Origin of the sequence: Rhizobium sp. CRRU65 (assembly GCF_048551595.1) — a bacterium.
In the GTDB taxonomy this organism is placed as follows: Bacteria; Pseudomonadota; Alphaproteobacteria; order Rhizobiales; family Rhizobiaceae; genus Rhizobium; species Rhizobium leguminosarum_J.
The window spans coordinates 34,706-56,572 of the sequence record NZ_JBLYZH010000022.1; the positions used below are offsets into that span (position 1 = coordinate 34,706).

Annotated in this window: 22 protein-coding genes and 1 pseudogene; 13 read left to right on the plus strand and 10 right to left on the minus strand. The window is 61.3% G+C overall.

Annotated elements, in window-relative coordinates; translation table 11 throughout:
- The first annotated feature begins 45 nt into the window (after window positions 1–45).
- The 4 genes from ACM5SV_RS32360 to ACM5SV_RS32375 are packed head-to-tail and all read left to right on the plus strand — an operon-like array spanning window position 46 to window position 3,146.
- Window positions 46–483 carry a VOC family protein gene (locus ACM5SV_RS32360; protein ID WP_012760175.1) on the plus strand — a complete coding sequence of 146 codons (438 nt, stop codon included), beginning with the start codon at window positions 46–48 and terminating at the stop codon, window positions 481–483.
- 52 nt (window positions 484–535) lie between these two features.
- Window positions 536–1,582: an ABC transporter substrate-binding protein gene (locus ACM5SV_RS32365; RefSeq protein WP_041935946.1), complete on the plus strand. Its 1,047-nt coding sequence runs from the start codon at window positions 536–538 to the stop codon at window positions 1,580–1,582.
- Between the two features lie 8 nt (window positions 1,583–1,590).
- The gene (locus tag ACM5SV_RS32370; RefSeq protein ID WP_020487141.1) at window positions 1,591–2,379 is read left to right on the plus strand and encodes an ABC transporter ATP-binding protein; all 789 of its coding nucleotides are present in this window, start codon (window positions 1,591–1,593) and stop codon (window positions 2,377–2,379) included.
- Window positions 2,376–3,146, plus strand: a complete 771-nt coding sequence (locus ACM5SV_RS32375; protein ID WP_222005471.1) for an ABC transporter permease — start codon at window positions 2,376–2,378, stop codon at window positions 3,144–3,146. The genes ACM5SV_RS32370 and ACM5SV_RS32375 overlap by 4 nt, the downstream gene beginning before the upstream one ends.
- Window positions 3,147–3,277: 131 nt before the next feature.
- Here ACM5SV_RS32375 and ACM5SV_RS32380 read toward each other — a convergent pair whose 3' ends face one another.
- A complete protein-coding gene (locus tag ACM5SV_RS32380; protein WP_012760171.1) occupies window positions 3,278–4,156 on the minus strand; it encodes an alanine--tRNA ligase-related protein in 879 nt (292 codons plus the stop codon).
- A 140-nt stretch (window positions 4,157–4,296) separates the two neighbouring features.
- On the opposite strand from ACM5SV_RS32380, the gene ACM5SV_RS32385 reads away from it, so the two are divergent.
- Complete coding sequence (locus tag ACM5SV_RS32385) at window positions 4,297–4,728, plus strand: antitoxin Xre-like helix-turn-helix domain-containing protein (protein ID WP_003552236.1); 432 nt, start codon at window positions 4,297–4,299, stop codon at window positions 4,726–4,728.
- A complete protein-coding gene (locus ACM5SV_RS32390) occupies window positions 4,725–5,207 on the plus strand; it encodes an RES family NAD+ phosphorylase (RefSeq protein ID WP_011649624.1) in 483 nt (160 codons plus the stop codon). The genes ACM5SV_RS32385 and ACM5SV_RS32390 overlap by 4 nt, the downstream gene beginning before the upstream one ends.
- A gap of 185 nt (window positions 5,208–5,392) precedes the next feature.
- Here the strand turns inward: ACM5SV_RS32390 and ACM5SV_RS32395 are convergent, their stop codons facing one another.
- From ACM5SV_RS32395 to ACM5SV_RS32420, 6 genes are all read right to left on the minus strand, one after another.
- Window positions 5,393–5,800 carry a type II toxin-antitoxin system VapC family toxin gene (locus ACM5SV_RS32395; RefSeq protein ID WP_164024516.1) on the minus strand — a complete coding sequence of 136 codons (408 nt, stop codon included), beginning with the start codon at window positions 5,798–5,800 and terminating at the stop codon, window positions 5,393–5,395.
- Window positions 5,800–6,054 carry a type II toxin-antitoxin system Phd/YefM family antitoxin gene (locus tag ACM5SV_RS32400; protein WP_164024517.1) on the minus strand — a complete coding sequence of 85 codons (255 nt, stop codon included), beginning with the start codon at window positions 6,052–6,054 and terminating at the stop codon, window positions 5,800–5,802. The genes ACM5SV_RS32395 and ACM5SV_RS32400 overlap by 1 nt, the downstream gene beginning before the upstream one ends.
- A 169-nt stretch (window positions 6,055–6,223) precedes the next feature.
- On the minus strand, window positions 6,224–7,210 hold the full coding sequence (gene pdxA, locus ACM5SV_RS32405) for a 4-hydroxythreonine-4-phosphate dehydrogenase PdxA (RefSeq protein ID WP_128407270.1): 987 nt from the start codon (window positions 7,208–7,210) through the stop codon (window positions 6,224–6,226).
- 30 nt (window positions 7,211–7,240) lie between these two features.
- Window positions 7,241–8,374: an iron-containing alcohol dehydrogenase gene (locus ACM5SV_RS32410; RefSeq protein ID WP_128439934.1), complete on the minus strand. Its 1,134-nt coding sequence runs from the start codon at window positions 8,372–8,374 to the stop codon at window positions 7,241–7,243.
- 352 nt (window positions 8,375–8,726) lie between these two features.
- On the minus strand, window positions 8,727–9,914 hold the full coding sequence (locus ACM5SV_RS32415) for a sialidase family protein (protein ID WP_128449604.1): 1,188 nt from the start codon (window positions 9,912–9,914) through the stop codon (window positions 8,727–8,729).
- A gap of 11 nt (window positions 9,915–9,925) precedes the next feature.
- The gene (locus tag ACM5SV_RS32420; protein WP_222018058.1) at window positions 9,926–10,831 is read right to left on the minus strand and encodes a dihydrodipicolinate synthase family protein; all 906 of its coding nucleotides are present in this window, start codon (window positions 10,829–10,831) and stop codon (window positions 9,926–9,928) included.
- A gap of 327 nt (window positions 10,832–11,158) precedes the next feature.
- Here ACM5SV_RS32420 and ACM5SV_RS32425 point away from each other — a divergent pair, with 327 nt between their 5' ends.
- The 7 genes from ACM5SV_RS32425 (at window position 11,159) to ACM5SV_RS32455 (ending at window position 18,685) form a co-directional block, all read left to right on the plus strand.
- Window positions 11,159–12,793, plus strand: a complete 1,635-nt coding sequence (locus ACM5SV_RS32425; RefSeq protein ID WP_012760164.1) for an ABC transporter substrate-binding protein — start codon at window positions 11,159–11,161, stop codon at window positions 12,791–12,793.
- Between the two features lie 130 nt (window positions 12,794–12,923).
- Window positions 12,924–13,880: an ABC transporter permease gene (locus ACM5SV_RS32430; protein WP_012760163.1), complete on the plus strand. Its 957-nt coding sequence runs from the start codon at window positions 12,924–12,926 to the stop codon at window positions 13,878–13,880.
- Window positions 13,881–13,882: 2 nt separating this feature from the next.
- Window positions 13,883–14,839: an ABC transporter permease gene (locus ACM5SV_RS32435; protein WP_012760162.1), complete on the plus strand. Its 957-nt coding sequence runs from the start codon at window positions 13,883–13,885 to the stop codon at window positions 14,837–14,839.
- Window positions 14,836–15,843, plus strand: coding sequence for an ABC transporter ATP-binding protein (locus ACM5SV_RS32440; protein ID WP_017997106.1), 1,008 nt, complete (start codon window positions 14,836–14,838; stop codon window positions 15,841–15,843). Before ACM5SV_RS32435 ends, ACM5SV_RS32440 begins: the two co-directional genes overlap by 4 nt.
- The gene (locus ACM5SV_RS32445; RefSeq protein ID WP_026157687.1) at window positions 15,843–16,835 is read left to right on the plus strand and encodes an ABC transporter ATP-binding protein; all 993 of its coding nucleotides are present in this window, start codon (window positions 15,843–15,845) and stop codon (window positions 16,833–16,835) included. The genes ACM5SV_RS32440 and ACM5SV_RS32445 overlap by 1 nt, the downstream gene beginning before the upstream one ends.
- Entirely contained in the window at window positions 16,832–17,896 is a 1,065-nt protein-coding gene (locus ACM5SV_RS32450) for a four-carbon acid sugar kinase family protein (RefSeq protein ID WP_222018056.1), read from the plus strand. Before ACM5SV_RS32445 ends, ACM5SV_RS32450 begins: the two co-directional genes overlap by 4 nt.
- A gap of 24 nt (window positions 17,897–17,920) precedes the next feature.
- Window positions 17,921–18,685: a FadR/GntR family transcriptional regulator gene (locus ACM5SV_RS32455; protein ID WP_011649637.1), complete on the plus strand. Its 765-nt coding sequence runs from the start codon at window positions 17,921–17,923 to the stop codon at window positions 18,683–18,685.
- A 112-nt stretch (window positions 18,686–18,797) separates the two neighbouring features.
- On the opposite strand, the pseudogene ACM5SV_RS32460 reads toward ACM5SV_RS32455, so the two are convergent.
- From ACM5SV_RS32460 to ACM5SV_RS32470, 3 genes and pseudogenes are all read right to left on the minus strand, one after another.
- Window positions 18,798–19,561: pseudogene (locus ACM5SV_RS32460) on the minus strand (protein-L-isoaspartate(D-aspartate) O-methyltransferase); the annotation flags it as partial.
- Between the two features lie 155 nt (window positions 19,562–19,716).
- Window positions 19,717–20,721: a sugar-binding transcriptional regulator gene (locus tag ACM5SV_RS32465; RefSeq protein ID WP_012760157.1), complete on the minus strand. Its 1,005-nt coding sequence runs from the start codon at window positions 20,719–20,721 to the stop codon at window positions 19,717–19,719.
- 89 nt (window positions 20,722–20,810) lie between these two features.
- Complete coding sequence (locus ACM5SV_RS32470; RefSeq protein ID WP_128449602.1) at window positions 20,811–21,845, minus strand: sn-glycerol-3-phosphate import ATP-binding protein UgpC; 1,035 nt, start codon at window positions 21,843–21,845, stop codon at window positions 20,811–20,813.
- Window positions 21,846–21,867: the final 22 nt, after the last annotated feature.

The following is a 21,867-nucleotide window of genomic DNA, read 5'->3' on the forward strand; positions in this document are numbered from 1 at the left end:
TCTTGAGGCTGCGGTCTGCGAGGCTTTTCCCATCAGGAGGCCCATATGACCGCTTTTGCCCAAACCAATCCGATTACCGACATCTGCTTTTTAGTCGAGGACATCGACAAAGCATCGGCCTTCTATGTCGAGCGGCTTGGCTTCAAGCCGCGCCGCCGGGCTCCGGGCTTTGCCGATTTCAAAGGGGCGGGCGTGACGCTGGCGCTCTGGGAGATCGAGCATATCGCCGAGAATACCGGTGTCTCAAGCCGCCGTGCCCCGCAAGGTGCGCACAAGGCCTGCGCGGCCATCGAGCTCGCCTCGCCAGAGCAGGTCGATGCTGCCTATGCGGAGCTGAAAGCTGCGGGCGTGCTCTTCCACGCGCCGCCGCAGGATTATGTCTGGAACGCGCGATGCGTCTATTTCGCCGATCCTGACGACAATCTCTGGGAAATCTATGCGTGGTCCGCAGGTGGCCCGATCGGTGACATCGGCCCGCAATAGCGAGCGCAATCGGTCGGTCGTCCAACAATCCAACAAGGGGAAAGGCAAACAAATGAACGGGGAAGACAAACAAATCGTGGTCGGCAGGCGTACCGTCCTGAAGGGCGGAGCCTTTGCCCTTGCTGCAGCGACGGCAGGGATCAGCGTGTTCGTGCCGCGTCACTCCAAAGCCGCCGCATCCAAGGTCGTCATCAAATATGACTGGCTGATGAGCAACGGACAGATCGGCGATATCGTCGCAGTCAAGCGTGGGCTGTTCGAGGCCGAGGGTCTCGACGTCGAGTTTTCCCCTGGCGGTCCCAATTCGGCAACGGTGCCGCCCGTGATCACGGGTGATGCGCAGCTCGGCCAGTTCTCGGATTCGGCACAGCTTCTTCTTGCCAGGTCATCCGGCGTGCCGATCAAGATCTTCGCCTGCGGTTTCCGCATGGCGCCTTTCGCCTTCTATTCGCTGCCCAAGGCGCCGATCCGCACCGTCAAGGACATGATCGGCAAGCGCATCGGCATCCAGCCGACGGCTCGTTATGTCCTTGATGCCATCCTGCTGAAGAACAATATCGATCCCTCGAGCCTGACCATCACCAATATCGGCTTCGACATGACGCCGCTGATGACCGGTCAGGTCGATGCAGTGACCGGATGGATCACTAACACGCAAGCCCTTTCCATCATCGGCCCCGACCGCATTGATCTGATAATGAAGGACACGGGCCTGCCGTCCTACGCCAACGTCTATTTTGCCACCGACGATGCCGTGACCGGCCATGCTGAGACATTGGCAAAGGTGTTGCGTGCGGTCGCCAAGGGTTGGGCCTGGACGCATGACCATCCCGAAGAGGCGGTCAAATTGACGGTGGAGGCCTATCCGCAGCTCGACCTTGCCGTGGAGCTGAAGACGATACCGCGCATATTGTCGCTGAGCTTCGACGCAGCAACCGGTAAGGATGGCTGGGGCAGTTTCGATCCGGCGGCGCTTGCCGAACAGATTTCCGTCTACGACAAGATCGGCCAGTTCAAGAGCGGCGCGCCGAAGCTGGAGGACTGCTATACGGCCAAAATCCTGGACATGACGGCGGACGACCGCCCGAAGATTGCGTGAGAGCGGATTTGCCTGAAGCAGCGGCCATCGAAACCAAGGATCTGGCTGTCGGTTATGCCGGCGCTGTCGAGACGACCCGCATTCTGTCCGGCGTCGACCTCAGCGTCGGCAGGGGCGAGTTTCTGACCATTCTCGGTCCCTCTGGCTGCGGCAAGTCGACCTTGCTGCGTGCCGTGGCGGATCTTCTCCCGCCGCTTGACGGGCGGCTGTCGGTGCTCGGCAGGACAGCGTCGGAGGCGCGCCGGCGGCGCGAGGTCGCCTTCGTCTTTCAGGACGCAACGCTGCTGCCGTGGCGGACCGTGAAAGAGAATGTCGCGCTGCCGCTGCAGGTGGGGAAGAACAGCGTCTCGCGATCGGTCGATCCGCGGCCCGACCACTGGATCGAACTGGTCGGCCTGTCGCATCTGGCCGACCGCTATCCGCATCAACTGTCCGGGGGCCAGCGCCAGCGTGTCGCCATTGCGCGCGCGCTTCAATGCCAGCCGGATATCCTGCTCATGGACGAACCCTTCGGTGCGCTCGACGAGATCACCCGCGAACGACTGAACGACGAGCTTCTGGACGTCTGGCGCCGGACCGGCACGACCATCCTGTTCGTCACCCACAGCGTCGTCGAGGCGATCTATCTCGGCGGACGCGTGCTGGTGCTGGCGGCCAATCCGGGCCGCGTCCAGGCGTTGATCGATCTTGCGCCCCTGAAAGACGAGCGCGGCCTCTGTCGGCGCGAGAGTCTCGATGTCCAGGAGACAGCCGCCCATCTGCGCCATTTGTTGCAGCAGGGGAGTTCGGCTGCATGATGCATCGTCCGTTGTCATTCGCCGAGGCAATCGGCCTTCCTGTTATCGGCGCCCTTTCGCTGATTCTCGCTTGGCAGTGGCTGGTGCCGGCGCTCGGTATTCCGGCCTATATCGTTCCAACGCCGCTGGCGATCCTGCGCACGCTTGGCATCGAATGGCGCTTCCTTCTGTCGAATGCCGTTCCGACATGGGGTGAGGCGGGCCTCGGCTTCCTCTTGGGCAATAGTCTCGCCGTGATCCTGGCGGTTGCCTTTGTTTATAATCCGCGGTTCCAGGCCGCCTATTTTCCCGTCGTCCTGCTCTTCAACACCATCCCCGTGCTGGCGCTCGCGCCGATCATCATCCTCATCTTCGGCCTCGGCATGCTTCCGAAGGTCATCATTGCTGCTCTGATCTGCTTCTTCCCAACCCTGGTGAATACCGCCCGCGGCCTCAATCTGGCGACTGCGAGCGAGCTTGACCTGATGCATGTGCTTTCGGCGAGCCGGTGGGAGACGTTCTGGCGCCTGCGCGCCCCACGGTCTGTCCCCTTGCTCTTTGCGTCGCTGCGCATTTCGGCAACCACCTGTGTGATCGGCGCCATCGTCGGGGAGTGGATCGGCTCGAACCAGGGGCTGGGCGCAGTGATCATCCAGTCGACATTCAACTATCAGGCGGAAAGGCTTTTTGCCGCCGTCGTGCTCGCCTCTTTCTCCGGCATCGTCTTTTTTGCCGCTGTTGCCCAGATCGAGCGGATTTTCCGTCGGCTGCAGCCGGCGCGCAACTGAAAGCGTTCAATGCGGGCAGCACATCTCCATGACTGGCTCATCGCCTGGGCAAACAGGGGATGGCCAAAACGCTGACACTTTCCAGCATATGGCAAGGCCTCCCGCTTTGTCTGCGGGAGGCCTTGCTTCCGCTATTCGTCCATCGTCTCCCCGATGTCGGAGAGATCGATGCCATGGGTGTCGAACCACCAGTCGGGACTCATCTCGGAATGGCGGTCACGCAAACGCAGATATTTGGCGCGCAGTCGCTTCTGGCGTTCGACCTCTTCCGCGAAGAAGGGATGATCGAGCGTGCCGCCCATCTTGTGGATGCGGCGGAGCAGTTTTCGCAAGACGTATCCCTGCTCCTTATTGCCCGGCCGGTAGCCGCTTTCCACGATGGTCATGACCGTCTCGCACAGTGTCCCGAGCGCATCGTCTTGCGGCGCGCCGCTGACGATCATGTCGAGGCGTTCCGCGCCGAAGCCGACGTCGATGCAGGTTCCGAGCGGATTGACGATGTTTCCGATCTCGACGCCATCCTTGTAGAACTCGGTGCAGTATCCGCTGATGCCGCCATCGCTCCATATGCATTCGGGATCCGGCACGATGGGCACGCGCCCGCCATAGAGCGGCGTCCATTCCACCAGGCGGTCGGGATGGATCGTCACATGATCCGGCACGAGCCCTACCGTTTCCAGAAACTCGAGCCAGAAATCGATGGCGTTGCCGACGGTCATTTCCCTGAAGGAGAAAAGGCCGAGCATGGAGAAATGGAGAAGATGAGTTCCGTCGCCGATCTCGTCGAGGTCGCCCATGCGCAGGCAAGCCTGGCTGTTTGCGACGGTTCCACTATGGGAGGGATCGGAGAAGAGGGGCTTGTACTGCTGCATTCCAGCGCTGCAGAAGAGCGTGGTATCGTCATGCGGCCGTACGGATTCGATGCGTATGAAATTGATGCCCTTGGAAAGGCAGAAGTCTTGATATTGCTGGATCAGGCGTCCCGCGGTGACATAGGCAACCTCCTTCATTGTTCGTATGCCTTTGGTAAAGATAGCGGTCTCTCGCGCGCACGGCAATCCGCCGCTATCGAAGATAAGCCGGGATGGCACCCTTGAACATTGTTTCACTTGAGACTAAGTATAGCCTCAAGTGAAAAGGAGCCGTTGCCATGATGGGATTTGCCGGTATCGCCGATGTTCTCGGGCTGCCCGCCAGGGAGCCGGTATCGCGTTCGGCCTTCGGCCTGCTCTCCAGCATCGAGGAAGGATTGCCGGTCAAGGCGCTTGACCGCATGGCGCTGCTTCTGGCGCCTGATGATGCGCAGTTCAAATACCGGCTGGTTCCGAAGGCCACCTATGAACGGCGCAAATCCAAGCATCGGCTCTCCTCGGATGAAGGCATAAAGCTTGCCCGTCTCGCGCGTGTCTGGGGCCAGGCGCTCGATGTCTGGCAGACCGAGATCGAGGCCCGCGACTTCCTGTTTCGGCCGCATGCAATGCTTGAGGACAGGCGGCCGATCGACGTGGTCATCCAGAGCGAGATCGGCGGCGAGCTCGTGCTCGATATTCTCGGAAGCCTGAAATACGGCAGCGCTGCGTGAGCGCACAGGTTCTTGATCGTACGCTGACATCCGTCCGCATCGGAGATCCCAGTGGAACCTATCCGATCTTCGACGCCACCGGCTCGACCATTGCGCCGGGGAGGTGGAACACGTCGGGCAGCCCGATCATCTATACGAGCGAGCATTATTCGACGGCACTGCTCGAAAAGCTCGTCCATGGCAGCGGGCGGCTGCCACCCAACCAGCACTATGTCACGATCACCCTACCGCGTGGGCTAAGCTACGAGGTCTTCTCCGAGCCCGCGCTGCCCGGCTGGGACAGCATGCCGGCAAACGTCAGCAAGGCTTTCGGCGAACGCTGGTGCCAGGAAAAGCGCAGCGCCATCCTACTGGTCCCAAGTGTCGTCGCCCGCGTCGACCGCAACATGCTGATAAACCCGGCCCACCCGGAATTCCGATTGATCACAGTAAGCCTCCACCAACCGGTCTTCTGGGATCGCCGCTTGTTCGGCATGTGACGGGTTGGCGGTGCAATCAACGTTGCCGCAGAGCAGATCAAAACGCCGGACAGATGAGGCTTGGTCAGCAGATCATGAGGCTGCCACCAAACGCACCGACAAGAGCTCTCGGCCCGACGTAGCCAAGGCCTTTATCCAAAGGCACAGGAGGCCATTTTAAACGAGGAAGTGGCTGCCTCGACTGCTCACGCGTCCGTCTCCCATGGATTTATCACCGCTGCGCCGGTGTCGTCGAAATCGCCGATATTGCGAGTGACGACAATCAGATCATGGACGATTGCGGTTGCAGCGATCAGCCCGTCGATATCGCCACGCGGCCGGATGGCGGCGATGCGGCCCCATTCGACGGCGATCTCGTCGGTCACCGGCAGGATCCGGTCGCCATGATCATAACGCAGCTTGCGCAGCCATTCGGTGAGATGCGCCGAGGTCTTCGGATCCGACTTCTGTTTGAGGGCAATACCGCGCATGATCTCGCCAAGCGTCAGCGCGCTCAGGTGGATGGTGAGCGGGTCGATGGAGCACAGCCAGGAGACCGCCTGCGGCGTGCCGCGTCGCGCCTCCGAGACGATGTTGGTGTCGACCAGATACATCAGAAGGCGACGTCGCGGCTTGGCGTCTTGTTGCGTGCTTCGACCGCATCGGCGAACTCATCGTCCCAGGCGGGGCCACCGAGCAGGTCGTCGACGAGCGTCGGCCTGCCGGCGCGCAGGGCGTCGTAGTCGCGGGCGGACAGAACGACGGCCGCGCGTTCGCCGCGCACGGTAACCACCTGCGGCCCTTCTTGTCGGGCCTTCTGCACGACCTTCGAAAATTGGTTCTTGGCGTCCTGCAACTGCCATTCCATCGATTCTGCTCCTAGCTAGACTGTCTAGCTATGTAGTCTTGGAATGTCGACGCGTCAACGGCGGGACGCTCCTGAACGACAGAGTCCGGCTCTGCTATTGGATGTCATAACGAAGTTCAAAATCGTTGTGTCGGCGATGGGCGCTTGTTGGTCCTCATGGAAGCCGCGATCACGCTCTCTGCCGCGGCGAGCGGGCCATCAGCCTGGCATAGGCGATGGCCGACAGCATGTTGACGTGGTTTGCCTTGCCGGTGCCGGCGATGTCGAAGGCGGTGCCGTGATCGACCGAGACGCGGTCGATCGGCAGGCCGAGCGAGACGTTGACCGCCGTGTCGAAGGCAACGAGCTTGATCGGGATATGGCCCTGGTCGTGATACTGGGCGATGACGAGATCGAAGGCGCCGTTATAGGCGCGGGCAAACACCGTATCGGCGGAGATCGGACCGACGACGTCGATGCCCTTTGCCTGCGCCTGTTCGACGGCGGGCGCCAGGAATTCCGTATCCTCGGTGCCGAACAGGCCGTTTTCGCCGCAATGGGGATTGAGTCCGGCAACGGCGATGCGCGCTGTCTTGCCGAGCCGCAGGAAGTGCCTGTGGCCGGCTTCGATTGTCGCCAGCACCCGCTCAGTCTTGGCGCGCTCGATCGCGCCCTTCAGCGAGATATGGGTGGAGACGTGGATGGTGTTCAGCCGCTCGGAGGCAAGCAGCATGAAGGAGCTCTTCGAGCCGGTGAGATGCGCGAGCAGCCCGGTGTGGCCGTCATGGTGATGGCCGGCGAGGTTCATCGCCTCCTTGTTGATCGGCGCGGTGACGATGACGTCGGCTTGTCCCGACATGGCGAGATCGACGGCGCGGGTGATATAGCGCACCGAGGCATCGCCGGCGACGGGGCTGACCTTGCCGATCTCGGGCAGGGCGGCGGCGAGCGCGACTTCGTCGACGGCAATCCTGTCGTCACCGGGCGCATCGGCAGGCCCGAACCGCAGTCCGGTGCCGCTGACGCGGTCGGCGCGTTCCAGCGCTTCGACATTGCCGACAATGACGAAATCGCGGCGCTCTTCCCTGGGCAGAGCTGCCAAGGCCTTGACGATTACCTCGGGGCCGACGCCGGCCGGATCGCCGAGCGTCACGGCGACTTTCGCATTCCTGTCCATCGATCGAATTCCTTCTGAAAACTTTGTCGCCTAGAACGCGGCCGCGTAAATCGCGCGAATGTCGGCCCGAGAGAGATCTCGCGGATTGTTATCGAGCAGACGGCGAATGGCAAAGGCGTCGTCGGCCATGGCGTCGAGATCACTTTCCGGCACGCCGAGGCCTGAGAGCTTCATCTCGATGCCGAGTTCGGCGCAGAAAGCATAAGCCGCATCGAAGACGGAGGTGACGTTGCCGGAGGTTTCACACCCAAGCGCCTCCATCACCGCCTTGGTTTTCTCAGGCGCGGACGGTGTATTGAAGGCGAGAACATGCGGAAAGATCAGCGCATTTGCCGCGCCATGGGCCACATGCCAGCGCGTTCCGAGGGGATAGGCGAGCGCATGGCCGCCGGCGGTGTTGACCGGGCCGAGGCAGAAGCCACCGTAAAGCGAGGCGAGCGAGAGGCCGGCGCGCGCCTCGGCGTCGTTGCCGTCCTTGACGGCGCGGGCGAGATATTTGCCGACGAGCCGCGTCCCCTCGATCGCATAGATGTCGACCATCGGATGCGCCTTGCGGTTGGTGAAGGCCTCGACGCAATGGGCCATGGCATCGACGCCGGTGGCGGCCGTCGTGCGAGCCGGGACGCTGAAGGTCAAAGCAGGATCGATGACGGCGATATCGGCCAGCATATGCAGGCTTTCGACGGCAAGCTTTGCCATCGTCGCCGGATCGGTGACAAGCGCACGGATGCCGGCCTCGCTGCCGGTGCCCGATGTCGTCGGCACCTGGGCAAGCGCTACCTTGCGCGGCCCATGCACCTTGTTCGGACCGACGACCTCGTGCAGCGTCTGGGCAGAGCCGGCAAGCACGGCGGCAAGTTTTGCTAGATCCATGGCGCTGCCACCGCCGAAGCCGACAATCAGCTCGGCATCGGCGGCGTTTGCCGCCGCCAGCACCTTTGCGAGATTGGCCGTATCCGGTTCGGGCGTCACTTCGGCAAAGACGGTTACCTCGCCCTTCAGCTCCAGTACGTCAATGCGCGAGGCATTGAAGGCATCGGAGATGACGAGCGTGCGACGATAGCCCTTTTCGGCGGCCCATTTGCCGAGCTTTCCCGCCGTGCCGACGCCGAATTCGATCAGATGCGGCCGAACTATCGTGATCGGCGAATCCAAGCTGGCCATGAACCAGTCCTCCCTGCAAGATCTTGCGGCAATATCATCGTCCTCTTTAATGTAAAGTTGTAAGGTCAATGTCAAGCCAGCATTCCAGAGAGCAGAAGTTTTTATCATCTGACGTGCGCTCGAGCGCGCTTCAACGCGGCGTTGCTGTGCCAATATCGATAAAGATATCAGTGTGTTATGAAATTCGTCATGGTTATGCCGGCATTTCATGCACCGCTGGCCCATCATCTTTGCGACGGCGGTGAATAATCTGAGCCTGTTGTCAATTTCCCCGTCCGTCAACCCGCAGCCGTTGCCATCCTGCATCCTTGCGATCGGATGCAGGTTTACTATTTTCCGGCTGCCGCTTTGCTCACGGCAGGGATTGCGGGGCGAGGCGCACATATTTGATGGCGCGCCGGTAGTAGGTGTAGGCGATATGCAGCGTGCCGTCGCCGCCCTGGACGATCGAGGGGTAGGAGAACTCGCGGTTCAGCGACTCTTTCGAATTGTTGCTGAGGCAGAAGCCGTCGCCGGTATCGAGATCGATGCGATGCGGAAAGCTCTTGCCGCCATCCCTTGATATCGCCAGGCTCAGCGGCGCACGCGGAACACCCCAGACGGCCTTGCGTGCGCTGGTATCGGCAACGACGGCGGTCTCTCCAGCTTCGCCACCCTCGATTTCGTCATAGAGAGACTGGCGACGTGCATCCGACATGCCGGCATTCGAATGGTTGTAAACCATTGCGATTGCTCCATCATTCAGGATCGTGGCCTGGATCGAGGAGTTGTTGTTCGGCAGTTCGGCGGGCTCGGGCGCACTCCATGTCTCGCCGCCATCGGGTGATCGGCTGGAAAGGATGTTTTCGGCAAAACGATTGCGGTAGAAGGCGATCATCTCGTCGCCGCCAAGCGGCAGGATGTTCATGTGCACCGCGCCGATACTGTCTGGAATATCGCGCATCTGCCAACTCGCGCCGCCATCACGTGACATCAGCACCGCAGCCGTATCGGCATCGCCGCTCCAGCGCTGGCCATTCAGGCCGACGCAACGGAAGACCGGAAGCAGCCAATCGCCCCTGCCGTTGACGACGATCTGCTGGCGAACGAAAGTGCCGGGACTGTCGCAGAGAATTTGGACCGGGCCGAAAGTCTGGCCGCCATCACCTGAAATCCGGCATTTGACAACAGAACCGTCCTGATTGCCGGAAGTCTGCGAGGTATAGAGCAGCCATACGTTTCCATCTGGAGCCTTGAAAATTAACGGATTTTGTTCGGATTTCTCCGGGTCGTCGCTCATCTTTTCCGGCACGGACCATCGCCCGGAGCCCGGCGCCAGCCGCGACATGTAAATCGAGATATCGCCCATGCCCTCCATCGTGCCGCCGAACCAGACGCAGGTCAGCGTGCCGTCGGGCAGAAAGGCGAGATTTGCGGCATGGTTCTGGATGCAGGGGGAGGGCAGATAGGCATCCGCACGACCCTCGATTGTGGGGTGAGGGGCGATGGCCCCGGTCATCAGGGCCGGAATGGCTTCCGGAGGCAGGCCGGTAAAACTCATGACGGATCTCCTCAAGGCAGCTTGGCGTAGCTTTCGGCGAGTGCGGCATAGTCGGCATCGCCGAGCGGCATCAACGGCGCGCGCGTACGCTTCCAGGCGGGATTGCCGGTCTTCAGCCCAACCATCGCCTTGATGGTCGGGATCTGGACGTAGGAATTGGAAAGCGTTCGATAGGCGTTGATGCGGGCCTGCGCCGCCTCGACATCGGCGGCGCGCGCCTCGTCATGGACATGCTCGTAGACGGTGCGGAGCGAATTCGCCACGAGATTGGAGGTGGCGGTGATGCAGCCGGCGCCGCCCGCCTTCAGCAGCGGCAACAACAGCGGATCGGCGCCTGCGAGCACTGAGAAGCCGGGATAGGCGGCGATGATCGCCTGCATGTTGTTGAAATCTCCCGCAGATTCCTTGATGCCGACGACCGTCTCTGGGAAGGCCGCAATCAACCGCCCGATCAGCGGAATGGATAGCGGAACGCCTGAGACCTGCGGAATATGATAGAGGATGACCTGCAAGCGCGTGTCGGCGACCTTCTCCAGCACCTGCGAATAGGCGGCGAAGAGACCATCGTCGGAGACGCCTTTGTAGTAGAAAGGCGGCAGCATCACCACCTTGGTGACGCCAAGCGACAGCGCGTGCCGGGTCAATTCCGCAGTCTCGGGAATGGCGACGACGCCAGTGCCCGGCAAAAGCCTGTCGGCGGGAATGCCGGCCTTCAGTGCCGCTTCCAGAATGGCGCGGCGCTCGGCGCCGGAGAAGGAATTGGCCTCGCCCGTCGTGCCGAGCAGCGCCACGCCATGGCACCCCTCGGCCAGCAACTGCCGGCAATGGTCGGTGAAAAGGCCGAAATCCGGCCTGTTGTCCGCCGTCAGCGGCGTTGCGGAGGCGCTGAAAACGCCGGTAATCCTGTGATGGCTCATTCCGCCCTCCTCGGCGCGTCCTGTCTTGCCGATCCGTGTTCGAACCGGGAGGCTGCGCATTGCAATTGTCATCGGTCTGTCGCGATGGAGTGCAAAGAACTTTTATATTGCCGCGATTTTGTCAAGAAGACAAAATGCCGTGAAGCCGCCGCGAAAAGTTATCTATCTGTTATAACTTATATATTTTCAGGAGAAAATTTTGTTCGGATTGAAATCGCGATTTTTTGTTGACATATTTACAATAACGAGAGAACGATACGGAACGGATTGTGCTGCGCCTGGCAGGTGCAGGGAGAGCGCTGCCGAATTCACTCTGGGAGGAATGCCATGTCTGATCAATCGGATAAAACCAAAATATCACGTCGTAACGCGCTGAAGCTCGGCCTTGCAGCCGGTGTCGGCCTCACCGTATTCGGGATGAATGCCCGCATCGTTATGGCCGATGAAGGCCAGGTCCTGAAGGTCGCAAATCCGGCCTTCGACCAGGACTGGTCGCCGCTGCGCGGCGGCGGCAGGACGTTCCGCTGGAATTCGATCTGGTGGGCATCGCCGATGTATTTCGACAGCGAAGGCAATATCAAGCCCTACGTCTTCACCAGCTGGGAATCGGCCGACAACACAGTCTGGACCTTCAAGCTCGACCCGAAGGCCGTCTTTTCCGACGGCAGCAAGATCACCTCGGCGGATGTCAAGGGATCGTGGGAAGTCTCCTCGATGCCCAACACCAAGAACCAGCGCGCCGACCAGGTGCTGAGCAGGGTCAAGGGTTACGCCGAAATCGCCGCCGGCTCCGGCAAGGAGTTGACTGGTGTCGCGACACCCGACGAAGGGACGGTCGTGGTGACGCTTGGTGCCGCAGACCCGATCTTCTTCATGCGCCTGGCAAACCACATCGCGCCGATCACCAAGGCATCGCAGTCGCGCGGCAGCGACGGCGAGGAGATCATCGATTGGTATAAGCCCGATAGCAAGCCGGTCTTCTCCGGTCCGTTCAAGCTGACGAGCATCGACATCGACGCCGGCAAACTCTCGTTCGAGCCGAATGAGAACTTCTTCGGACCGAAGCCGAAGCTTGCCCGTATTGATATCACCTCGATCGAGGATAATGTCACTGCAACGTCGCTGATCAAATCGGGCGAGTTCAACGCCCATACCGAACTTGTCACCTCGACCATCATCCAGGATCTTGGTCCGGAATTCTCGGCCGGCCCGCTGATCCCGACCAGCCAGCATTTCTGGTTCAACATCTCCCGCGCGCCGATGGACGATCCGAAGGTCCGCCAGGCGCTGATCATGGCCGTCGATCGCGACGGCCTGTTCAAGGCGTCCTATCCCGACGGCCCGCACAAGAAAGCCGACCAGATCCTCAACTCGGTTCCGGGTGCGGAGAATTCCGGTTTCGAGCCTTATCCCTATGATCCGGCTGCTGCCAAGAAGCTGCTTGCGGAATCGACCTACGGCGGTCCGGAGCGCCTGCCGAAGATCCTGTTCGTCGGCATTTCGGCGCCGGCCATTCAGGCCGCCGCCCAGTTCATCGCCGAGCAGTGGCGTCAGAATCTCGGCATCACAGCCGTCGACATGAAGCCGCAGCAGGATTCCTATGCGGGTCCGGATCAGAATTCGGTCCAGATCTTCCGCGACGACGTCGGCACCCGCGTTCCCGATGCCGTCTCCTATCTGGCGGGCTGCATCGCCTCGACCTCGTCGAATGCGCAGAACAAGCTCGGTGGATACAAGAACGACAAGGTCGACAGTGCCCTTGCCGAGGCCACGACCAAGGCTGCGGACGATCCGAAGCGCATCGCTCTCGCCCAGGAAGCCCAGAAGGCGTTCCGCGAGGATTGGGCCTTCATTCCATGGTATTCTCAGGCGATGTCGCGCTGGGCTACCAAAGAGGTCAAGGGCCTGGAAAAGAACCTTGACTGGCAGGTCGTCGAACCCTGGAACATTTCCATCGGTTGATCCGGCGGAAACCGTTCCAATCGGCAATAACCCGCGCGAAGGCCGCAAGGCCTTCGCGCACGTATCAAAAAGAAGAGATGCGATCGCAGCCAAAAGCGGGAACGCGTCGAACAACAGGTGGGAGGTGGCCTTGCTGCGCTACGTGCTAACCCGATTTGCCATCTGGATTCCGTCCGTTTTGGTGGTGATGCTGGCGGTCTACGCGCTGGCCTTCTATGGTGCAGGCGATCCGATCAAGCTGATCTTCCTGCGCGCGCCAGGCGACGTCGCCTATAATCCGCAGCGCATCGAAGCCATTCGCGAAAGTGCCGGTCTCAACAAACCCTTCATCGTCCAGTTCGGCCTTTACATCTGGAACCTGCTGCACGGCCAGTTCGGCAATTCGTTGACCTCGGGCCGCTCCGTCTGGGCAATGGTCTCGGCCGCAGCCCCCGTCTCCTTCCAGCTTGCGATCTGTTCCATCATCCTGACCGCCGTCGTCGCGATCCCGCTCGGCATGATCGCTGCGCTCAACCAGAATTCGCGCATCGACTATGCCATTCTGGGCTCCGCACTCTTCCTCTGGGCGATCCCGGCCTATGTCGCCGGTCCGATGCTGATGGTCGGCCTCATCGTGCTGCTGCCGGGTGCAAGCGTGCCCTATGGCTGGGGCGGCATCTTCGATGTCCGTATCCTGCTGCCGTTGCTCGTCCTTTCCTTCCAGCCGATCGCGCTGATCGTGAGGCAGACGCGTGCCGCCGTCATCGAGGTACTGTCGGAGGATTTCGTCCGCACCGCCCGCGCCAAGGGCGTGCCCGAGATCATCGTGGCATTGCGCCATATCCTGCGGCCGGTGCTGACGCCCGTCGTCACGCAGCTCGGCCTGATCATGATCACCATCGTCAACGGCGCGATCTTCGTCGAACTCGTCTTCGGCCTGCCGGGCCTCGGCCGGTTGACTGTGCAGGCGCTGATCAATTCCGATTATCCGGTCATTCTGGCGATCACGCTGATCGGCTCATTCCTGGTGATGGTCTCGAACCTCCTGGTGGATGTGCTCTATCCGCTGCTCGACCCGCGCGCCAATGATTCAAGAAGGAGCCGCTGACCATGTCCGCCATCCCTCTTTCCACCACCGAAACCGTCGAAGAGCCGGTCAGCCTGTGGCGCGATGCCTGGTATCGGCTGAAGCGCAACAGGCTCGCCATCTTCGGCCTCGTCATCGTCCTGATCCTCGGCTTCACGGCGATCTTCGGCCCCTACCTCACGCCTTATGATTATTTGAGCCAGGACCTCAACGCCCGCAACGTCCTGCCGTCGATGAGCCACCTCTTCGGAACCGACGATCTCGGCCGCGACGTCTTCAGCCGCGTGGTCTTCGGCACACGCACCGCCTTCCTCGTCGCCATCATCGTCACCGTCTTCGCGGTGCTGATTGGCCTGGTGCTCGGGGCCGTCGCTGGTTTCTTCGGCAATCCATTCGATCGCGCCATCATGTGGCTGACCGACGTGACGATGTCGGTTCCCAACCTGCTGCTCGTCGTCGTCATCAACGCCTCGCTGAAATCGCCGATCAGCAAATGGATGGAGGCGCGTTATCTCGCGACCCTCAATCCCTTCTACCGCGAAACCATGTGGGTGGATTTCATTCTCGTCTTCGGCTCGATGGCGCTGATCTCCTGGCCGCCTTACGCCCGTCTCGTGCGCGCCCAGGTACTGTCGATCCGCAGCCGGCCCTATATCACCGCGGCCCAGGCGCTCGGCCTGTCGAACTGGATCATCATCAAGCGTTATGTCATTCCGAATGCGCTCGGCCCCCTGATCGTCTCGGTCAGCGCCGGCCTCGGCACGGCGATGGTGCTGGAAAGCGCCTTCAGCTTCCTCGGCGTCGGGGTCAATCCGCCAACGCCGAGCTGGGGCAACATGATCTCGGACGGCCTGCGCGTCTGGCAGCATTATCCCCACCTTCTCGCCGCTCCGGCGGCCGTGCTCGGCCTTGCCTCGGTTGCCTTCAGCTTCCTTGGCGACGGACTCAACGACGCGCTCAATCCGCGGGGCAGCAAATGATGGATACGAAAAGCACCGACCGCCTGCTCGATGTCAGGGGCCTCACCGTCGAGATCGACGGCCGCAACGGCCCGGCCGTGGTCGTCGATGGCATCGATCTCCATGTCAACAAGGGCGAGACCCTTGGCGTCGTCGGCGAATCCGGCTGCGGCAAGAGCCTGACCATGCTGAGCCTGATGCGGCTGCTGCCGAACAAGATCAAGGTCACCAAGGGATCGGCGACATTCGACGGCCGCGACCTGCAGACGATGTCGAATCGCGAGCTGCGCAAGGTGCGCGGCGGCGATATCGGCTTCGTCTTTCAGGATCCGATGACTTCGCTCAATCCGGTGATGCGCGTCGGCGACCAGATCTGTGAGCCGCTGGTCTACCATCGCGGAATGAAAAAGGCGGCGGCCCGCGCCCGCGCTGTCGAACTTCTGCGGCTTGTCGGCATCCCCGGCCCGGAAGAGCGCCTGCAGGCCTATCCGCACGAGCTCTCCGGCGGCATGCGCCAGCGCGTGATGATCGCGATCGGTCTTGCCTGCAATCCGAAGCTTTTGATTGCCGATGAGCCGACGACGGCGCTCGACGTCACCATCCAGGCTCAGATCGTCGATCTGGTGAAGGATCTCAGAGCCAAGCTCGGCATGTCGGTCGTCTGGATCACCCATGATCTGGCGCTGATCGCCGGCCTGGTCGATCGCGTCGCCGTGCTCTATGCCGGCACGGTGGTCGAGGATGCGCCGGTCGACGAGCTCTATGCCCGCCCGAGCCATCCCTATACGCGCGGCCTGCTGTCTTCTATCCCGAAGCTTTCGGACCCGCCGGCAAGCCGGCTGAGCTCGATCGGCGGCACGCCGCCGGAGCCTGGCCGCCGGCCGAAGGGTTGCCCATTTGCGCCGCGCTGCCCGCTTGCCGAAGCCATATGCCACGAGAAGGTGCCGCAGCTCGAACCGTTGAGCGGCAGCGCCAATCACCGCGCCGCCTGTTTCGTCGTCCAGAGAATGCAGGAGGCCGCGTGATGGGCGCTCAACCGCTGCTCAAGATCGAAAACCTGGTCAAGCATTTCCACGTCAAGCTCGGCGCCTTCGGCGAACGCTCGGCAACCGTCTATGCCCTCGACAATGTCAATCTCGACATCATGGAAGGCGAGACGCTGAGCCTGGTCGGCGAATCCGGCTGCGGCAAGTCGACGACCGGTTTCACCATCCTCAACCTCTACAAGGCGACCAGCGGCAAGGTCGTCTACAAGGGCCAGGATCTCGCGACGCTCGACGAGAAGCAGATGCGGCCGTTTCGCCGCGACCTGCAGATCGTCTTCCAGGATCCCTATTCGACACTCAATCCGCGCATGACGGTGGGCGAGGCGATCGGCGAGCCGATCCTCTTCCACAAGCTCTGCACCAAGGCCGAGCTGAAGGACAGGGTGACGACACTGCTCACCGATGTCGGCCTGCCGACGCGGTTTGCCCAGCGCTACCCGCACGAGCTTTCCGGCGGTCAGCGCCAGCGCGTCGTCATTGCCCGCGCGCTCGCCTGCCAGCCGAAATTCATCGTCTGCGACGAGGCGATTTCGGCGCTCGACGTGTCGATCCAGGCGCAAATCATCAACCTGCTGCTCGATCTGCAGGAAAAATACGGGCTGACCTATCTCTTCATCGCCCATGATCTCGCGGTCGTGCGCCATATCAGCACCCGTGTCGGCGTCATGTATCTCGGGCGGCTGGCCGAACTTGCCAGCCGCGAGGAACTCTTCGACAATCCGCTGCATCCCTATACCAGAGCGCTGCTGTCGGCCGTTCCGGAGACCGATCCGGAGCATGAGCGCACGCGCCAGCGCCAGATCCTGCAGGGTGATGTGCCGAGCCCGCTGAACCCGCCGACCGGCTGCCGTTTCCACACGCGCTGCCCGATCGCCATGGATGTCTGCAGCAAGGTCATCCCCGCGTGGCAGGAAGCAAAACCCGGCCATCTCGTCGCCTGTCACGCCGTCAACACCGGACAGACCGCATGACGCTGAAGGCCGTCATCATTGCCGATGACCTGACCGGCGCGCTCGATACAGGCACGCCCTTCGTCGAAGCCGGCCTTTCGATTTCGGTCGCCGTTGATGTCGAGGCCGCAGAGGATGCCATCGCCACTGGCTGTGACGTGGTCGTTATCAACACGGCCTCGCGCGCGCTCGGCGAGCGCGAAGCTGCCGAAAGGGTGCGCTTCGCGACCGAGGCACTTCGTGGCGTGAAGCCCGCAGTCGTGATGAAGAAGATCGACTCCCGTCTGAAGGGCAATGTCGCGGCGGAGAGCCTGGCGCTGGCAGATGCGCTCGGCCTGGAGACTATCCTCGTGGCGCCCGCTATTCCCGATCAGGAGCGCGTGACCTACAGAGGCTGTGTTGTCGGCCGCGGCGTCGACAAGCCGCTCCCGATCGCCGATCTGTTCGAGAGCCACGCAGGCAGCGTCACCGTTGCCGATGCGGAGAATGACAGTGATCTCGACCAGATCGTGGTTGATCAGGACTGGCGGCTGGCACTTGCGGTCGGCGCACGGGGTCTGGGTGCTGCTCTTGCCCGCCAGCTCGGCGAAACGGGGCGGCAGCCGGTGCCGGAATTTGCAGCGACCCGACGCACCCTTTTCGCTTTTGGCTCGCGCGATCCGATTACCGCTACCCAGATGGACCGGCTCGAAGCCTCGGGTGTCCTGCGCATGGTGGTAGACGCGCCGATGGGGCAGGTCGAAGTCGGGGAGGGCATGGCGCTGCCGGCGCTGCTGCGCTGCACCGGCGATATGACAGCCGATGCAGCAGAGGTCGCCCGCTGTTTTGCTGCAGGCGTTAGATCGGTCATCGACGATACCAGGCCTGACATGCTGATGGTCGGCGGCGGCGATACGGCGCTTGCCGTTTTCCAGGCGCTTGGGGTCAGAGTGCTGGCGCCGCAGGGCGAAATCGAAGCCGGTGTGCCGTGGTTCGATGTCACGGCAGCCGACGGGCGGCATTTTCGGTGCGCCGTGAAGTCGGGGGGCTTCGGCAAGCCCGATAGTTTGTTAAGACTGGTCCTTTGGAATCGGGCGGCATAGTAAGATACCGTCGGGGAGAATGACGTGGCTGAAGTGAATGGCGAATCTTTGAACGCGGAAGCCGGCCCGCCGGGCAAGCCCGAACGCGGCAAGGGCGTCAAGCTGGTCGATCGCGTCTTCGACCAGTTGCTCGAGCGTATCCGCGGCGGAAACTATCCGCCCGATTCACGCCTTCCCGGCGAGCATGAGCTTGCCTCGATGCTGGGTGTGTCGCGGCCGATCGTCCGCGATGCGCTGGCGCGCCTGCGCGATCAGGGCATGGTCTATGCCCGGCAGGGCGCCGGCACCTTTGTCAGTGCGCATGGATCGCCGACGACGCAGCTTGCCTATTCGCCGGTCAAGACGATCGCCGACATTCAGCGCTGCTACGAATTCCGCCTGACGATCGAGCCGGCGGCGGCCTATTTCGCCGCCAAGCGCCGCAATGAATCGGCCATTCAGAAGATCGCCAGCGCGCTTGCGGATCTGCGTGAGGCGACCAGCCATCAGCTTCACCGCACCGATGCCGATTTTCTCTTCCACCGCGCGGTGACGGAGGCTGCCAACAATCACTATTACACGGCCTCGATCGATGCGCTGAAGGCTCATATCGCCGTCGGCATGCATCTCCACGGCCTCTCTTTGCTCGGCCCTCGCCAAGGGTTGGAACAGGTCTATGAAGAGCATAACGCCATCTACAAGGCGATCGCCGATGGCCGGCCTGACGATGCACAAAGACTGATGAAGGCGCATCTCGAAGGCTCTCGGGACCGTCTGTTCGAGGGCAGGGTGCTCGACCTATCCTTCTGACGCGCATTCCCAAGCGGCTATCAACTCAAAAATGGCAGCGAGTTCATGCCCTCGAGGTGTTTCCTTCGTCGTCAGTTGTCAGCCGGATTTCTGCTTCTTGATGATGCTGATGCGGCAGCGCGGGCAATTTGTCTATCTTTCCCATACCCCTCCCTGTGCGTCTTGCGGAGAGCTTGGCTCGGAGGCAACCACTTTCGGCAATGAGGGGGCCGTGGCCGTATACATCGGATGGGTAGCAGTCCAGGCGTCTTCACCGATCAAGGGAACGAAGCGCACCCCGCCAAGATCTTCTTCCTCGAATACGGTGGCGCCGGTGCGCGTGAGCCGTTTCAGCCGCTGCCCTTCACCGCCGCCGACCGGGATGATCAGTCGCCCTCCGAGCCCCAGCTGTTCTTTCAAGGCGGTTGGTACCTCGGGTGCGCCCGCGGAAACGATAATGGCATCGAACGGAGCGGCTTTCGCCCAGCCCTTGCTGCCATCGCCGACGCGAACGTCGATGTTGCGGTATCCTAGCTTCTCGAACCGTTCCTTAGCCTCAAGCGCCAGCTTTTCATGGCGCTCGATAGAATAGACATACCTTGCTATCCGGCTGATGAGGGCGGAAGCATAGCCAGAGCCCGTTCCGACCTCGAGCACTTTGTCACCGGCATTCAGATTGGCCTTTTCGAGCATCAGAGCCACGATGAATGGCTGCGAAATCGTCTGGCCCTCGCCGATCGACAGCGGCGCATCCTCATAGGCGAATTCCTCGGAGCCTGGAGGAACGAATTTTTCGCGCGCCACCATGCGCATCGCCTCGATGACGTTTTGATCGCGAATGCCACGACACGTCACGTGGTGCTCCACCATGCGATCTCGAATGCGCGTCATATCCATGGATCAGCTCCACTGCCGCCGATTGCATCTGGGGGCAATTTCTGGGCGGTGCAGAATGTAAAACAAATGGGCGACCGGAGAGTTCCTGAGATGCGCAGGCGCACGTGGATGTATCCGGAAGAGCTCGCAGTCGAGATCGACCGTCGATGCGCGGTCTATGACCCGCCGCGCGTCCTCAACTCGGTAGCAACGAGTTGCGCCTGCAGTGCGGTCGCTTCGTCGCAAATCAGCACGTTTCCAAGCCCGGACAACAAAACCGCGGCAATTGCGTGAACCTTGTTCAAGCCGCCCGATGCGAAGACGACATTGGGAATGGCTCGTAACACCTCAAATTCCGGAGCAATCGCGCACCTGTTGATCGGATGCTCGATCGGGCGCCCGGTCTTATCGACAAACTGGCCAAGCACGTCACCACAGGCGCCGGCTGCGACAAGCTCTTCTATGTTGATGTTGCTCGGCAGGCCGTAGCGCATCAGCAGTGAGCGTTCGGTCATGTCGCCGATGCTGAGCACGATGACGTCATTGGCCTCGATCTGCCGGAAGGCCGCTTCAAAGACGTCTTGTCTGACGATCGCTTCGCGCGACTCGGGGCTGCCGGCGTAAATGGGCGCGGCAAGATAGGAACATTCGGCATTGAGCTGGCGGGCAAGGTCGCTTGCGATATCAAACGTGTTGATTTCGATGCCATGCGTCAGTCCGCCCATGACCGAGTTGACACAGATTTCGGGTCGCCGCTGTGAAGGCATATGACGCACCATTTCGCGCAGAGTGGCTCCCCATCCGACGCCGATGCCGCGAATGTTGCCGCCGTTCAGCAACTGAACGAGATAATCGGCTGCCGCTTGACCGAGCAGGACGGGGATGAGGTCCTCATCCTCTGGAGTCGGTACGATGATAGCCCTGGTGAGCGAGAATTCCGCCGCCAACTGCTGTTCCAGAGCCACACAGGATGTCAGCCGCGAATTGAGTGTGATCGTGACCAATCCTGATCGGCGCGCTTCTGCGATGATCTTGTTGACGCGAAGCCTGTTGGTTGAAAGTGCTTCGGCAATTTCACCTTGCGTGCGCCCCTCCATGTAATAGAGCCAAACCACGCGCACCTGCATTTGCTCATCTGGGAGCGCAACGGGGGCGAATGGAGAATTTCTATTCTGCGTCATGCAATATCTGCGCCTCCGCTTTGACGGCTATGGATCGCGAATTCCTGCCGTTGTCAATTGTGACGGTTGGATGCCGTTTGCTTCCCCTGTCAATCGGTTCGACGCCCGGTCGCCCGGTTGAAGGGATGCAGGCCATCCATTCCCACATGACACGAAATCCGATCACCTTCCTGCAGACGCTGATTGGTGGAAACACTGGCCACGACGCGCTTGTCCGCGCCATCGATGCGCAAATGGACGTTATTCTCATCGCCGACGGTCTCGATCAATTCAACGAAAGCGTCGAACCGGAGATCATGCGCTGAACGCCCACCGAGATTGATTGCACTCGGCCGGATGCCGATGACATCGGTATCCCTGGGAAGCGCGAGTTGGCAGGGGCCAAGCTGATCGAGATCGATCAGGTTCATCGGCGGTGAGCCAATGAACCCTGCCACGAACACCGTTTCGGGCCGGCGGTACACCTCGATTGGTGTCCCGATCTGCTCGATCCGGCCACCGTTCATGACCACCAGCCGGTCGGCAAGCGTCATGGCCTCGAGCTGGTCGTGCGTCACATAAAGGCTTGTCGTTTTAAGCTGCCGCTGCAGTCTTCGGATTTCGACGCGCATTTGCACACGCAGCTTCGCATCCAGGTTGGACAGCGGTTCATCGAAGAGAAAGGCGGCGGGATCGCGGACGATGGCGCGGCCCATGGCAACCCGTTGCCGCTGTCCGCCGGACAGCTGGCGGGGGCGCCGCTCGAGGAATTCGCCAATCTCCAGAATGCTGGCGGCATTGGCGATTCGCCGATCAATCTCGCCGCGAGCGACACGGCGATTTTTGAGGCCGTATTCGAGATTCTGCCGAACGGTCATGTGAGGATAGAGCGCATAGTTTTGGAACACCATGGCGATGTTGCGGTCGGCCGGATCGACATGGCCAACGTCGCTGCCAGCGATCCTGAGGTGCCCGGAGCTTATGGCTTCTAGGCCGGCGATCATACGAAGCAAAGTCGACTTTCCGCATCCCGACGGTCCGACCAGCACGATCATTTCACCATCTGCGACGGTGAGATTGATCCCCTTCACCGCGGAGACGGGGCCGTAATTTTTCTTCAGGTCAATCAGTTCGATCGCTGCCAAAGTATCCTCCCTTCGATATCGT